The organism is Escherichia sp. MOD1-EC6300 (genome assembly GCF_002965045.1).
In the GTDB taxonomy this organism is placed as follows: Bacteria; Pseudomonadota; Gammaproteobacteria; order Enterobacterales; family Enterobacteriaceae; genus Escherichia; species Escherichia coli_F.
Genome location: NZ_PTRH01000001.1, coordinates 154,023 through 167,251 on the forward strand (window position 1 = coordinate 154,023; position 13,229 = coordinate 167,251).

A 13,229-nucleotide genomic window follows, 5' to 3' on the forward strand; every position below is an offset into this window, starting at 1 on the left:
TGGTCTTCCGATAGATCACCATCAATGCAGGGAGTCTATTATATTACACGTTTGGTCCGCGCCGCCGATCAGTAATGTCTGCGTCCGCACCCCATTCGCCGTCTGTTGGATACCGTTCACCAACTCACCGCCCGTCACGCCCGTAGCGCTAAAGAGGATATCGTTCCCCCTCACCAGTTCATCGAGCGAGTACACACGGTTAACGTCAACGCCCATTTCCTTGCAACGCTTGCGCTCCTGCTCTGCAATCTGCCGATTTTCCGTGTAATCCCCTTTTGCCTGACAAAAATCAATCAGCTCGGCCTGCATATCCCCACCCAATGCTTTAACAGCACAGGCAGAAATAACACCTTCCGGCGCGCCACCGATGGTGTACATCACGTCGTAAGGATTATCTTGCCAGCAGGTCAGCACGCTGGCGGCGACATCGCCATCCGGCAGGGCAAAAACCTTCACGCCCAGTTGTGTCGCTTCCTCAATTGCGGCTCTCAGGCGCGGTTTATCTAGCGTAACCATACGTAGCTGGTCCAGCGGTTTGCCCAACGCTTTCGCCACGTTGCGCAAGTTGTCCGCCAGAGGCAAAGACAGATCAATCGCGCCCGCCGCCAGCCGATTAACAACCAGTTTTTTCATATACATATCGGGCGCGTGTAACAGGCTATCTCGAGGGGCGAAAGCCATGACCGCCAGCGCATTGCTCTGCCCCATCGCCACCATCCGCGTACCTTCAATGGGATCAACCGCGATATCGACTTCTGGCCCATCGCCTTTGCCCACCTCTTCGCCAATCCACAGCATCGGCGCATGGTCAATTTCTCCCTCGCCGATAACCACTCGCCCACGAAAAGCGACATCGTTTAATGCCTGGCGCATCGCGGTGACCGCCAGGCCATCAATTTTATTTTTGTTGCCACATCCGGTTTGCGGCCAGGCAGCCAACGCTGCCTGCTCCGTAACGCGAAATAATGGCCACGCCAGGGACATCATTGCGCGGCCTCCCCGATATCAACGCCAAATTGTGCCAGCAGATATTTCTCGGCCTGTTCATTCCAGATGCCGTGCGTTTCCTCAACTAACCGCGCCAGCTCTTTAAACAGCGGATCGGTTTTGCCTTTTTCGGCAAAATCGGCAATGGCGGTGAGCGGCATGGTAACGCCGTTGTAAATGAGTTTTTTACCACCGGGGATATCCGGTAAATTGAGAACGGTTTCTGGCACTGCATCCAGGCCACCGATATGCGTCACCATAAACGACGGTTGCAACTGCCCCGTGGCGCTCAGGGCAATCGCCTCTTTCATATCGTCCGTTGAACCACCCGATGTACCGACGACGTGCGTGCTGTTGTAATGGACGTTGTAGAAATTAAACGGCACTTTGAAGTTTTTATCCGTCGGCCCGGCAAAGAAGTTCAGGCAGCCATCTTCCGCCAGTAATTCGTCAGCCATCTCAACGACAGCAGGCACCGCCGCATAAACAAAAATGTCATCGAACCCAGCATCTCCTGTCAGCGCCCGCAGCTTCTGTACCGGATCGGCCATTCCTTTGGTATTCACATATATCAGCTCAATGCCTTTGCTGGCCGCCAGCTCCACCGGCAGCAGCTTCTGCACCTGTGCCAGGCGTTTGTCGTCGATATCGACCACCACTACCCGCGACGGTTGTATGCCGCCGTGAATAGCGTAATCGATAGCGCCTATCCCCATCGGGCCCGCACACGCCAGCAGCGCAATATTGCCGCCAGGTTTGACGCCCATGCGATGCTCATAAACATATTGCGTGGTGTGATAATTGGCATGATAAGCGCCAATAATGCAGCACATCGGCTCTGCCAGCGACGCCGCAGCAAAATAAGATCCGTGATACGGTAATACGCAGCCCAAATTAATGGCTACCTCTGGAATAATCATATAGGTGGCGTTACCGCCAAAATATTCGTAGCTGTATCCCGCAGAATACCCGCTTGGTAGCCCCATCGCCGGTTGCAATACAAAACGTTGGCCTTTTTTATATTTGTCGGTAAGATTTTTCCCCACTTCAACAATAATCCCGGCACATTCATGCCCGGTAATGACCGGATGATTTTCTAAATCGTCGGGCACGCGTTTATGTTCGCTACCGAGTAACGCCGCTTTCCAGGTCGATAAACACACACTGTCAGAAATTACACTCACCAGCAGTTCATTATCGGTAATTTTGGGCAGTTCAAATTCGCGCAGACGGACATCCCGCTTGCCATAAATAGCAACAACTTTGGTTTTCATTTTTACCTCGGCAATCAGTTTTTATGTTCAGCGGTTAATTGATTAAATAAAGTGTCGAGTTTGGGATCGCCAATATAGTTATTAATCAATATCAGCGGTTTATCCGTCACACGTTTCACGCGCCCTTCCAGACTAGCGTGAGTAACGACGATATCCACATCTGCAGGCACGTTTTCTATCGCGTAATGTTTTACTTCTATTGCCAGCCCCGCTTTTTCCAGGCGCTTACGGAAGGTGGTTGCGCCCATCGCGCTAGAGCCCATTCCCGCATCGCAAACAAAGGCGATACGCTTAACCCGGCTTAACGAGAATGTACCTTCTTGTTTCATCGCCTTAACCGCATTGGCGGACTGCACAAACTCATCTTCGCTCTCCGTTTCCACCGTTTTTTCCATCTTCAGTATTACGGAAGTGATAGCAAAGGACACCAGGGTACCTACCGTAACACCGGCAATTGTCGCCAGGAACGAGCCTTTCGGCGTCAGTGCAAGGTAAGCAAAGATAGACCCCGGACTTGGACCAGCCACCAGACCACCGTCCAGTAAGTTAAACATCCAGGTGCCAGACATACCGCCGGCAATCATGGCAATAATGGTCAGCGGCTTCATCAGCACATACGGGAAATACAGTTCGTGGATCCCACCGAGGAAGTGAATAATCATCGCCCCGGGCGCAGAACGTTTACTCATCCCTTTACCAAACAAAGTAAACGCCAGCAGCAGTCCTAAGCCAGGCCCAGGGTTGGACGCCACCATAAAGAAGATGGATTTACCGTTAACTGAAGCCTGTTGCATCCCCAACGGGTAATAGACGCCCTGATCTATCGCGTTATTGAGGAAAAGCACTTTCGCCGGTTCATTGATGACTGACAGCAAAGGCAGATAGCCCGCATGTACCAGCGCCTCAATACACTCTTTGACGAAAGTATTGGCAATTAACACCGCCGGGCCGATAACTTCAAAACCCAGCAGACAAAGGAGCATCCCGGTGATACCTAATGAGAAGTTATTGATAACCATCTCAAAACCAGCAGGTATGCGTTTTTCCAGTGCCTTATCGACATATTTTATGACCAGCCCACCTAACGGTCCCATGATCATTGAACCAAGGAACATCGGGATTTCTGCGCCGACGATTACACCAATTGTCCCTATTCCGCCCATGACTGCGCCGCGTTTACCGCCGACTAAATGGCCACCGGTAGAACCAATCATTACGGGCAATAAATAGGTAATCATCGGGCCGACAATTTTGGCGAAATGTTCGTTAGGCAGCCAACCAGTAGGAATAAATAATGCAGTAATAAAACCCCAGGCAATAAAAGCACCAATATTGGGGATGACCATTGCCGTCAAAAAGCCCCCAAAAGCCTGGACCTTTGCACGAGCAGACTTGTTTTCCATAATATTATCCTGTAGAGGAGAGAGTCATTATTCGCGGCTGATAATGTCCGCTAATTGTTTTTCTGATGTTGCAGTTAAGAGTTGTTCAAGTATTTCTTCTTCGCACAGCAATTCACTTAACGCCTGAATAGCGCCAATGTGCGAATCGGCATCGGCAGCAGAAAGACCGATAAGTAATTTAATCGGTTCGTCATTCCCCGGAAAATAAACGCCTTGTTTAAGTAACGTCAAAGACATCCCGGTTTTAAGCGCCCCACATTCCGGTCGCGCATGAGGCATTGCCACGCCTGGTGCGAGAATATAATAAGGGCCATTGTTAATGGTGGAATCTTTAATAGCCTGAATGTAATTCTCGCTGATATAGTTTTTATCCAGCAATGATGCCATCGAGAAATTGATAGCTTCCTGCCAATCTTTTGCTGAATGTATAACTGAGATTGATGATTCTGGAAAATAATCAATAAGCCGCATAAATTATCCTTATTTTATTTTTAGGGTACCGTCCGGCGGTAAAAATAAAATACTCGTGCGATTTAATGAAAGCAATTGGGCACGCGAGAAGAAAAAAAACATGAACCAAAATAATAAAATGTTAAATAACAACAACATGAAATTTATACTTATAAAGTCAAGTTTGTGTTTGTTATGTTTATCACAAAACCAATGTTTTATCTGCCTATGTATTTGTGATGCATATCTCTATTTATCTATTGAATGTTCGAAAACATACTTTTTTAGCCGATGTTTTTCGCTCTCCCCCTTTATAGATTCTGAATTCTCACCTGTTGGCTGTTTTCTCCTCACCTCATGTGACATATTCCCACACTTTACTCAAGGAAGATTCTCATGAAAGCGCCTGTTTCAATAACCTCATTTCGCCCACAAAAATCTATTGCTATCGCCATTGGCGTGCTTACCGTGGTTGTGCTGCCATTTCTCTCGTATTACACCGTTAATGAAGGTGAACGCGGCATTTTGCTGCGCTACGGAAAAATCGTAAAAGTTGCCGAGCCGGGTCTGGGTTTTAAGATCCCTTTTATGGAAAGCGTAGAGAAAATTTCCACGCGTAATCAGGCTGTGGTTTATCAGGGATTACAGGCCTACAGCCGCGACCAGCAACCGGCACAAATGACCGTGTCGGTTAGTTTTCATATTAAGCCTTCAGAAGCTGGCGCAGTTTATACAACCTACAACACCATTGAATCTTTAAAAGAGCGTCTGATCGTCCGCCAGCTGCCAACCCAACTGGAGAACGTTTTCGGCCAATATACCGCCATCAGCGCGGTACAGGATCGTACAAAACTGGTTCAGGATCTGCAAAATGCAATGCGTAAAGCCGTTGTTGGCCCGGTGGTGATTGATGGTGTCCAGATTGAAAATATTGATTTTTCTGACGCTTATGAAAAATCGATTGAAGATCGAATGAAAGCAGAAGTCGCCATTGCCACACGTAAGCAAAATCTGGAAACAGAGAAAATCCAGGCGCAAATAGCGGTAACTCAGGCCCAGGCAGAAGCAGACAGTAAACTGGCGGCAGCCAAAGCAGAAGCTGAGACTATTCGCGTAAGAGGCGCGGCAGAGGCTGAAACTATTCGTTTAAAAAGTGCGGCTGAAGCAGAAGCGATCCGCCTGCGCGGTGAAGCTCTGCGGGATAATCCCGGACTTGTTGCCCTCACCACTGCTGAGCGTTGGGACGGTAAGCTACCCGATACCATGATCCCCGGCAGTACAGTTCCGTTTATCTCTACTAAGTAAAAAAGGGCCGCTTTCGCGGCCCTTGAGACTGATGGCAAAGGCAAAACTGCCTGATGCGCTACGCTTATCAGGCTTACATACTTCCTGCAATATATTGAATTTGCACGATCTTGTAGGTCGGATAAGGCGTTCACGCCGCATCCGACATGAACAACGCACACTTTGCCAATAATCTGAAGGGCCGCTTTCGCGGCCCTTCTCACAAAGCATCTTACCGATTACAGCAGTTCTTTTGCTTTCGCAACAACATTGTCAACGGTGAAGCCGAACTCTTCAAACAGCAGCTCTGCCGGAGCAGATTCACCGAAGGTGGTCATGCCGACGATAGCACCGTTCAGGCCAACATACTTGTACCAGTAGTCAGCAATGCCAGCTTCCACCGCAACGCGTGCAGTAACCGCTTTCGGCAGTACAGACTCACGGTAAGCCGCATCCTGCTTGTCGAATGCGTCGGTAGACGGCATGGAAACCACGCGCGCTTTCACGCCTTCAGCAGTCAGTTTTTCGTAGGCAGCAACCGCCAGTTCAACTTCAGAACCGGTAGCGATGAAGATCAGTTCCGGCTGACCGGCACAGTCTTTCAGCACATAACCACCGCGCGCGATGTTTGCCAGCTGCTCTTCAGTGCGTTCCTGCTGCGCCAGGTTCTGACGGGAGAGGATAAGCGCAGTCGGGCCGTCCTGACGCTCAACGCCGTATTTCCACGCGACCGCGGATTCAACCTGGTCACACGGACGCCATGTGGACATGTTCGGGGTCACGCGCAGAGAAGCGACCTGCTCTACCGGCTGGTGAGTCGGGCCATCTTCGCCCAGACCGATGGAGTCGTGGGTGTAAACCATCACCTGACGCTGTTTCATCAGCGCAGCCATACGTACGGCGTTACGTGCGTATTCCACGAACATCAGGAAGGTGGAGGTGTACGGCAGGAAGCCACCGTGCAGGGAGATACCGTTAGCAATCGCGGTCATACCGAACTCGCGAACACCATAGTGGATGTAGTTACCCGCAGCATCTTCGTTGATTGCTTTAGAACCAGACCACAGGGTCAGGTTAGACGGTGCCAGGTCAGCAGAGCCGCCGAGGAATTCCGGCAACAGCGGGCCGAACGCTTCAATCGCATTCTGAGACGCTTTACGGCTGGCGATTTTCGCCGGATTAGCCTGCAGTTTAGCGATGAATTCTTTCGCTTTGGCATCGAAGTCAGACGGCATTTCGCCTTTCATACGGCGGGTAAATTCAGCGGCTTCCTGCGGATAAGCTTTGGCGTAAGCAGCGAATTTCTCGTTCCATGCGGATTCTTTCGCCTGGCCTGCTTCTTTCGCATCCCACTGAGCATAGATTTCAGACGGGATTTCGAACGGTGCATATTTCCAGCCCAGCTGTTCGCGGGTCAGGGCAATTTCAGCGTCGCCCAGCGGCGCACCGTGGGAGTCGTGCGTACCGGCTTTGTTCGGTGAACCGAAACCGATGATGGTTTTGCACATCAGCAGGGACGGTTTGTCAGTCACTGCGCGCGCTTCTTCTACTGCGCGTTTGATGGATGCCGCGTCATGACCGTCGATGCCGCGAATAACGTGCCAGCCGTAAGCTTCGAAACGCATTGCGGTGTCGTCGGTGAACCAGCCTTCAACGTGACCATCGATAGAGATACCGTTGTCATCGTAGAACGCAATCAGTTTACCCAGCTTCAGCGTACCCGCCAGAGAGCAAACTTCATGGGAGATGCCTTCCATCATGCAGCCGTCGCCCATGAAGGCGTAGGTGTAGTGGTCGACGATGTCGTGGCCCGGACGGTTAAACTGTGCCGCCAGCGTTTTTTCTGCAATCGCCATACCGACTGCATTGGCAATACCCTGACCCAGCGGACCTGTAGTGGTTTCCACACCAGCGGTGTAACCCACTTCCGGGTGGCCCGGAGTTTTGGAATGCAGTTGACGGAAGTTTTTCAGTTCTTCCATCGGCAGATCGTAACCGGTGAGGTGCAGCAGGCTGTAGATCAGCATGGAGCCGTGGCCGTTGGACAGCACGAAGCGGTCACGGTCAGCCCAGGACGGATTCTGCGGGTTGTGTTTCAGGAAATCACGCCACAGGACTTCGGCAATGTCAGCCATACCCATAGGGGCACCCGGGTGACCGGATTTGGCTTTCTGTACTGCGTCCATGCTCAGCGCACGAATAGCATTGGCAAGCTCTTTACGTGAGGACATTTTGACTCCAGATCGGATGATGAAGGGCACGCCCTTAACGACTTGACGACAGCGCGTTTTGGGCTACGCCGGAAAATTTGCCAACAATTTACCGCAAGCCGCGCGTCATGTACATGGAACATCCTTTTGCCGCTTCAGAAATCTCTGGATCATGCTCGCATGTTGCGCAATCTGCTCGCCCGTCCGCTGCGCTTTTCCTTATACTGAGACTGAGCGTCGATTCACCTGCAAACGGCGCATTTTTAGAATAATCCTGACCTTGTGCGGAAGAGAAAACATGAAAATTCGCGCCTTATTGGTAGCAATGAGCGTGGCAACGGTACTGACCGGTTGCCAGAATATGGACTCCAACGGACTGCTCTCATCAGGAGCGGAAGCTTTTCAGGCTTACAGTTTGAGTGATGCGCAGGTGAAAGCCCTGAGCGATCAGGCATGTCAGGAGATGGACAGCAAGGCGACGATTGCGCCAGCCAATAGCGAATACGCTAAACGTCTGACAACTATTGCCAATGCGCTAGGCAACAATATCAACGGTCAGCCGGTGAATTACAAAGTGTATATGGCGAAGGATGTGAACGCCTTTGCAATGGCTAACGGCTGTATCCGCGTCTATAGCGGGCTAATGGATATGATGACGGATAACGAAGTCGAAGCGGTGATCGGTCACGAAATGGGGCACGTCGCGTTAGGCCATGTGAAGAAAGGGATGCAAGTTGCATTAGGTACCAACGCCGTGAGAGTCGCGGCAGCCTCTGCGGGCGGGATTGTCGGCAGTTTATCGCAATCGCAACTTGGTGATCTGGGCGAGAAATTAGTCAATTCGCAATTCTCCCAGCGCCAGGAAGCAGAAGCCGATGATTATTCTTACGATCTTCTGCGCCAACGCGGCATCAGCCCGGCTGGTCTTGCCACCAGCTTTGAAAAACTGGCGAAACTGGAAGAAGGCCGCCAAAGCTCAATGTTTGACGACCATCCGGCATCCGCCGAACGCGCCCAGCATATTCGCGATCGTATGAGCGCGGATGGGATAAAATAAGTCAGACATACCGATCTACAACATAATTGTAGGTCGGTAACGCCTGAATCCCCGATCAGAGTAGTGATTTCACTTTATTCAGCAAAACGGCTACATCATCCGGTCGGGTATATCCCGTATCAGGGTCTATAATCGAGCTGTAAACATGCGGCATAATGCGCGGCACACCCGCCTCCAGACAAGTTTTTAGAATCACACTGAAGTTATCCAAATCAATCCCGCCGGTTGGCTCAATCAGCGTCATACCATTGCGCGCCGCCGTGGTCGCCAGCGCGTATAGCTCCGGAAGCGACTTCTCGCCGCCCATCGGAAAGAACTTCGCCGCGTGTGCGCCCATATCTAGCATCATTCGCACTGCCGTATCGCAGGATACGCGGGCAGGCGTACCCTGGCTGCTGCTAACGCCAGTGGAAATCAGCACTTCGCCCGGCGTTCCCGTCGGGCTAACCAGCGCGTTGACATGGGTCTGCTCACCGCCCGTCGTCGCAAGCGCGCCTGCCGCGAAACCACAACCGGTAAAGGTCTGGTTAACGTGTGCTGGATGAATCTGCGCCGCAATCATCGCAGCTTTGTAATACTGCGCCGGGTCACCCGCCCCCAGACCTACTGAAATGGACGGTATTTCCGCCATCCAACGTTTAACTTCCTGGATCCCCTCATCCACCGAGGAGAACTGCGCGGAAAGCACGCCAATCACCGCGTGGCCTTCGGCGGCGTCATAGATTTCACGGGCATTGGCGATATCTTTCGCCAGCACATTAATTGCCACACGATTATGATAGAAATTAATCTTTTGCATGATCTGCAATCTCCTTCAGTCGCGCCACGATAAGCGCCATCTCCCCATCCGCCACCGTACGCGGATCAAGGCTAAAAACGCCCTGGTGGAGGTTATACCGCCGTGTATAAATCGCGATATCGCCACCACGCAGTTGCGCTTCGACGACGCGAGCGGCAACTCCAAATTCTTGCGCATTTACCCGAATACGAATACGCCAGATTGCACGCCCGGCTTCATCCTGCTCAATATCAGCCGTTAACCCGTGAATCGCAGAAATCGCTTCAACCACTGGCTGGAGCTGTTCCGCGGTGATGATTGCCTGCCCCTGGTGATAATTCTCCAGCGCGTAAACCAGCCCAACCATGTTCTCCTTGCCGATTTTCATCGCCCTGGCAATGCCGTAATGCTGCGCTTTACAGGCTGCAATCCAGATTTTTTTACCAGTGATAAACCCGGAGGTAGGCGCGTTAAAGGCTTTTGCGCCGCTGTAGACCACCATATCCGCTCCGCTCACCACCCAGGCACGTAAATCCTCTTCGGCGGCGGCATCGACAATCAACGGCAGGTTGTGCATCTGCGCGACTTGGGCGAAGTCCTCGATGTTCAACATCCCCTTCTGCACGCAGTGATGCGACTTCACATACAGCAGCGCGGCGGTCGCGTCGGTAATGGCACTCTCCAGCTGCCAGAGAGCCGCCAGGTTACTTGACCCCACCTCCACCACGCGCCCGCCGCCTAAGCGGATCGCGCTGAGGATCGATGCGCCGTAATCGACGTTATGGCCGCGCAGCATCACCACTTCATTGGCCATGCCGGAGCTATCCGGCATGAGCGCCACCCGGGCCTTGTCGCCGCGGGTAATGGCGGCGGCGATAGCGATGGCGATCCCTGCCGAGGCGCAGGAGGTAACGTAGCTATCCTCCGCCCCGGTAAAGCGAGAGACCAGCTCGCCGGTTTTGTCCACCAGCTGATCAATCTCCACGAAAGAGGATGCCGCACGCGCGGTGGCCTGCATCACCTCCGGCGCGACACTGGAGACGCCGAGAATCGTCATCTTACCGCAAGCGTTAATCACTTGTTTCAGCCCCAGTTGTTGATAGATATTCTGCGTCATGGCTTACAGCACTCCCAGCAGCGAGCAGACCACGCTCAACGCCACAATTGACAGCAAAATCGTGGTGTAACGCGGTCCCTTTTTCACCTGATAGAAGTAGATCGCGAACACTGCCGCCAGCGGCAGTAGGCCGGGCGCGATGGAGTCAAGAATCTGCTGTACCACCACTTCAGAGCCTTTCAGTGCGCTAATTTTTAAAGGTGAGGTTATCTTGACAAAGCTCGCGGATAGCGCACCCATCATGATAAGCCCCAGTACGTTAGCGCCGTAGATAAGCTCCTTGATGCGCCCCCCCTGCAGCAGGCTGATAATCGAATCGCGCCCTAGCGTATAGCCCTTGTGCACCATGCCGTAGCTGATTGCCAGCGTAATCGCCGGGTAGAGAATCAGCGGCAAAATACCGCCCATTGCGCTGCCATTGGCGGCGAACGGGATAAAAATAGCAATCAACAGCGGCATCACGGCCGCCCAGATGATGGAGTCGCCCATTCCGGCCAGCGGCCCCATCAGGCCGGTTTTAATCCCGGTGATAGAGGCATCGTTAATCGCCTCGCCGCGGGTCTTTTGCTCTTCCATGGCGATGGAGATCCCCTGGATCACCGCGCCAAACGTCTGCTCTGAGTTGAAGAAGTTCAGATGGCGTTTTAACGCCTCCACCTGCTCCTCCTTTTGCGGATAGAGCTTTTTAATAATCGGCGTCATCGAGGCGCAGAAAATCAGGCTCTGTAAACGCTCATAGGAGCTGGAAACTTCCGCGCCAAGCCAGTAGATAAACCACGCTTTGGTGATATCCGCTTTGGTCAGCGCCCCGGACTCCCGCGCGCGCTCCACCAGTTCATGCTGCATTACGCCGCCGCTCATTATGCCGCTCCTTCATTTTTCGCCAGGCCTTTAATCAGGAAGGCCACGCAGGTGCCGAAAATCGCCATCGCCATGATGTCCACCTTGAGGTACAGCACCGCGAAGAATCCGCCGATAAACCACGGCAGTAGGCTCTTTTTACCAATCACCATAATGGTGATGGCGAAGCCCAGCGCCGGGAGAATCCCGCCCATGATTTCAAACGAGTGGGTCAGCCAGTGCGGCATCAGCTTGAGGAAACTTTCCACTACGTTCTGGCCGAAGTAGTTGGCGGCGAACACCACTGGGAAACGTAGCACCAGCCCCAGCAGCGCCGGGTAGAGAAAGGCGCAGCGCATAATGGCTGACATATTGGCCGTTTCCGCGTGTTTATCGGCCATATGCACCCAGGCCGCATTTAGCGTGCGACGCAACTGGTCGAGGAATACGCCGATAACGCCAAATGGAATCGCCAGTGCAATCGCCAGGTTCGGGTCCATATTGGCCTTAACGGCGATAGGAATGGCGATACAGGCCGCCAGCGCCGGGTCTGACGGCACATTGCCGCCTGGCGTTGAGGTCACACCCAGATATACCAACTGCATCCCCGCGCCGATAATCATCGCCGCAGGCATGTTGCCGAGCAGCAGGCCGACAAAGACCGCCACCACCACTGGCTGTAACAGCATGGCGGAGAAGGTATAGCCAAGGCGCAACCGGGCAAACCAGTAATACAGCCCCATCAGGCTTGCAAAAAGTAAGGTATCCATAATTTGTTATCCCATGTTCAGAGGGTCAGAATTTTTTCAGGATATCGTCCAGCGACTGCGGCTTATCTTCCGGGATGGTCTGGAAAACAGCCTTAATGCCGCGACTTTTCAAATCGTTAAGAATGCCAACGTCTTTTTCATCCAGAGTTATGTTCTGGAACACCGCTTTACGGTTTGGCCCGCCGCCTAAGCCGCCAACCTGAATATCAGCCACGTCAAAGCCCTGCTGCACCGCTTCCTGAATCGCCGCCAGCGACGGGAACAGCACCAGCACGTTGCCGTCGCCCAGCTGGTTGTCTTTCCACGCGGCCGCGAAGCTCTGGTTGCTGAAGCAGTCCACTTTGATATTCGGCGGCGCGGCCATCAGGTAGATATTTTTCATAAACGGATCGGCATCCAGCTCGTCGCTGACCACCGCAATACGGTTGGCCTGGGATTGCCCCACCCACTTCGTCACCACCTGTCCGTGGATAAGACGGCTGTCAATGCGACATAACACGATGTTTGCCATACGATTTTCCTTACTGTTGTAATTGACGAATATGGGAGACGACGTCCAGGCAACTGTTGCGCCCAGCTTCCACCAGATCGGCCACGCAGGCGGTCAGTGGGCCATGTTCGCGCTTGTCCAGCGCCTCCAGCAGCAGCGAGGCATTAAGCCCGGAGATCACCGCCACCGGATAATCGGCGCTCAGCCGCGCCGCCACGTTAGAGGTGGTGCCGCCGATAAAATCGGTCACGATAAGCGAACCTTCTGGCATGGTTTTCACCACGGCTTCGACGCGCTGGTAAAACTCGCCCAGCGTATCGACAGGCATCAGCGCGATTTCCGTCACGCCTTCGATTTCGCCCATCACCATGCGCAGACTGTTGCAGAGCTGCAGCCCCCAGCCGCCGTGAGTTAGCAGCAAAATTTCAGGTAACGGATGAATAGATACAGTTGTGGTCAAAATAGCCTCCTTTGCTCCAGTGTTTACATTTCGTCAGGAGCAAAGGACGTGCCAGAATTTGTGTCACGCTCAGAGGAAAAGAGATTGGATGAGGCCTTAAGCCCCGTAA

13 protein-coding genes are annotated in these 13,229 nt (G+C 52.7%); 2 read left to right on the plus strand and 11 right to left on the minus strand.

Features of this window, described 5'->3' with window-relative positions; translation table 11 throughout:
• Positions 1-21: 21 nt before the first annotated feature.
• From glpX to cmtB, 4 genes are read right to left on the minus strand one after another with little or no spacing between them, the layout of a single operon-like run.
• Positions 22-987, minus strand: a complete 966-nt coding sequence (glpX, locus tag BGE37_RS00745; RefSeq protein WP_105287661.1) for a class II fructose-bisphosphatase — start codon at positions 985-987, stop codon at positions 22-24.
• Positions 984-2,261, minus strand: a complete 1,278-nt coding sequence (locus BGE37_RS00750; RefSeq protein ID WP_105287662.1) for a zinc-binding dehydrogenase — start codon at positions 2,259-2,261, stop codon at positions 984-986. The genes glpX and BGE37_RS00750 overlap by 4 nt, the downstream gene beginning before the upstream one ends.
• Positions 2,262-2,275: 14 nt before the next feature.
• Positions 2,276-3,664 (minus strand): PTS mannitol transporter subunit IICB, encoded by a 1,389-nt coding sequence (cmtA, locus tag BGE37_RS00755; protein ID WP_000428833.1) that lies wholly within the window; start codon positions 3,662-3,664, stop codon positions 2,276-2,278.
• A gap of 27 nt (positions 3,665-3,691) precedes the next feature.
• Entirely contained in the window at positions 3,692-4,135 is a 444-nt protein-coding gene (cmtB, locus tag BGE37_RS00760) for a PTS mannitol transporter subunit IIA (protein WP_039021546.1), read from the minus strand.
• A gap of 375 nt (positions 4,136-4,510) precedes the next feature.
• Between cmtB and BGE37_RS00765 the strand changes: the two genes are divergently transcribed.
• A complete protein-coding gene (locus BGE37_RS00765; RefSeq protein ID WP_039021547.1) occupies positions 4,511-5,419 on the plus strand; it encodes a prohibitin family protein in 909 nt (302 codons plus the stop codon).
• A gap of 218 nt (positions 5,420-5,637) precedes the next feature.
• On the opposite strand, the gene tkt is transcribed toward BGE37_RS00765, so the two are convergent.
• Positions 5,638-7,629 carry a transketolase gene (gene tkt, locus BGE37_RS00770; protein WP_000098632.1) on the minus strand — a complete coding sequence of 664 codons (1,992 nt, stop codon included), beginning with the start codon at positions 7,627-7,629 and terminating at the stop codon, positions 5,638-5,640.
• Positions 7,630-7,906: 277 nt separating this feature from the next.
• On the opposite strand from tkt, the gene loiP reads away from it, so the two are divergent.
• On the plus strand, positions 7,907-8,665 hold the full coding sequence (loiP, locus tag BGE37_RS00775; RefSeq protein ID WP_000701841.1) for a metalloprotease LoiP: 759 nt from the start codon (positions 7,907-7,909) through the stop codon (positions 8,663-8,665).
• A gap of 55 nt (positions 8,666-8,720) precedes the next feature.
• Here loiP and dagF read toward each other — a convergent pair whose 3' ends face one another.
• From dagF to BGE37_RS00805, 6 genes are read right to left on the minus strand one after another with little or no spacing between them, the layout of a single operon-like run.
• Positions 8,721-9,464, minus strand: a complete 744-nt coding sequence (dagF, locus tag BGE37_RS00780) for a 2-dehydro-3-deoxy-phosphogluconate aldolase (RefSeq protein WP_032185084.1) — start codon at positions 9,462-9,464, stop codon at positions 8,721-8,723.
• Positions 9,451-10,560 (minus strand): D-glucosaminate-6-phosphate ammonia lyase, encoded by a 1,110-nt coding sequence (dgaE, locus tag BGE37_RS00785; RefSeq protein ID WP_088541723.1) that lies wholly within the window; start codon positions 10,558-10,560, stop codon positions 9,451-9,453. The genes dagF and dgaE overlap by 14 nt, the downstream gene beginning before the upstream one ends.
• Positions 10,561-10,563: 3 nt before the next feature.
• Complete coding sequence (locus BGE37_RS00790; protein ID WP_161399913.1) at positions 10,564-11,424, minus strand: PTS system mannose/fructose/sorbose family transporter subunit IID; 861 nt, start codon at positions 11,422-11,424, stop codon at positions 10,564-10,566.
• Entirely contained in the window at positions 11,421-12,170 is a 750-nt protein-coding gene (locus BGE37_RS00795; protein WP_000380263.1) for a PTS mannose/fructose/sorbose/N-acetylgalactosamine transporter subunit IIC, read from the minus strand. Before BGE37_RS00795 ends, BGE37_RS00790 begins: the two co-directional genes overlap by 4 nt.
• A 25-nt stretch (positions 12,171-12,195) precedes the next feature.
• Positions 12,196-12,681 carry a PTS system mannose/fructose/N-acetylgalactosamine-transporter subunit IIB gene (locus BGE37_RS00800; protein WP_032185086.1) on the minus strand — a complete coding sequence of 162 codons (486 nt, stop codon included), beginning with the start codon at positions 12,679-12,681 and terminating at the stop codon, positions 12,196-12,198.
• Between the two features lie 10 nt (positions 12,682-12,691).
• Positions 12,692-13,120: a PTS sugar transporter subunit IIA gene (locus BGE37_RS00805; protein ID WP_032185087.1), complete on the minus strand. Its 429-nt coding sequence runs from the start codon at positions 13,118-13,120 to the stop codon at positions 12,692-12,694.
• Between the last annotated feature and the right edge of the window lie 109 nt (positions 13,121-13,229).

Excerpts from the sequence above, each read along its gene's own strand:
- glpX (WP_105287661.1), bottom strand. The coding sequence starts at position 987 with ATGATGTCCCTGGCGTGGCCATTATTTCGCGTTACGGAGCAGGCAGCG.
- BGE37_RS00750 (WP_105287662.1), bottom strand. The coding sequence starts at position 2,261 with ATGAAAACCAAAGTTGTTGCTATTTATGGCAAGCGGGATGTCCGTCTG.
- cmtA (WP_000428833.1), bottom strand. The coding sequence starts at position 3,664 with ATGGAAAACAAGTCTGCTCGTGCAAAGGTCCAGGCTTTTGGGGGCTTT.
- cmtB (WP_039021546.1), bottom strand. The coding sequence starts at position 4,135 with ATGCGGCTTATTGATTATTTTCCAGAATCATCAATCTCAGTTATACAT.
- BGE37_RS00765 (WP_039021547.1), top strand. The coding sequence starts at position 4,511 with ATGAAAGCGCCTGTTTCAATAACCTCATTTCGCCCACAAAAATCTATT.
- tkt (WP_000098632.1), bottom strand. The coding sequence starts at position 7,629 with ATGTCCTCACGTAAAGAGCTTGCCAATGCTATTCGTGCGCTGAGCATG.
- loiP (WP_000701841.1), top strand. The coding sequence starts at position 7,907 with ATGAAAATTCGCGCCTTATTGGTAGCAATGAGCGTGGCAACGGTACTG.
- dagF (WP_032185084.1), bottom strand. The coding sequence starts at position 9,464 with ATGCAAAAGATTAATTTCTATCATAATCGTGTGGCAATTAATGTGCTG.
- dgaE (WP_088541723.1), bottom strand. The coding sequence starts at position 10,560 with ATGACGCAGAATATCTATCAACAACTGGGGCTGAAACAAGTGATTAAC.
- BGE37_RS00795 (WP_000380263.1), bottom strand. The coding sequence starts at position 12,170 with ATGGATACCTTACTTTTTGCAAGCCTGATGGGGCTGTATTACTGGTTT.
- BGE37_RS00800 (WP_032185086.1), bottom strand. The coding sequence starts at position 12,681 with ATGGCAAACATCGTGTTATGTCGCATTGACAGCCGTCTTATCCACGGA.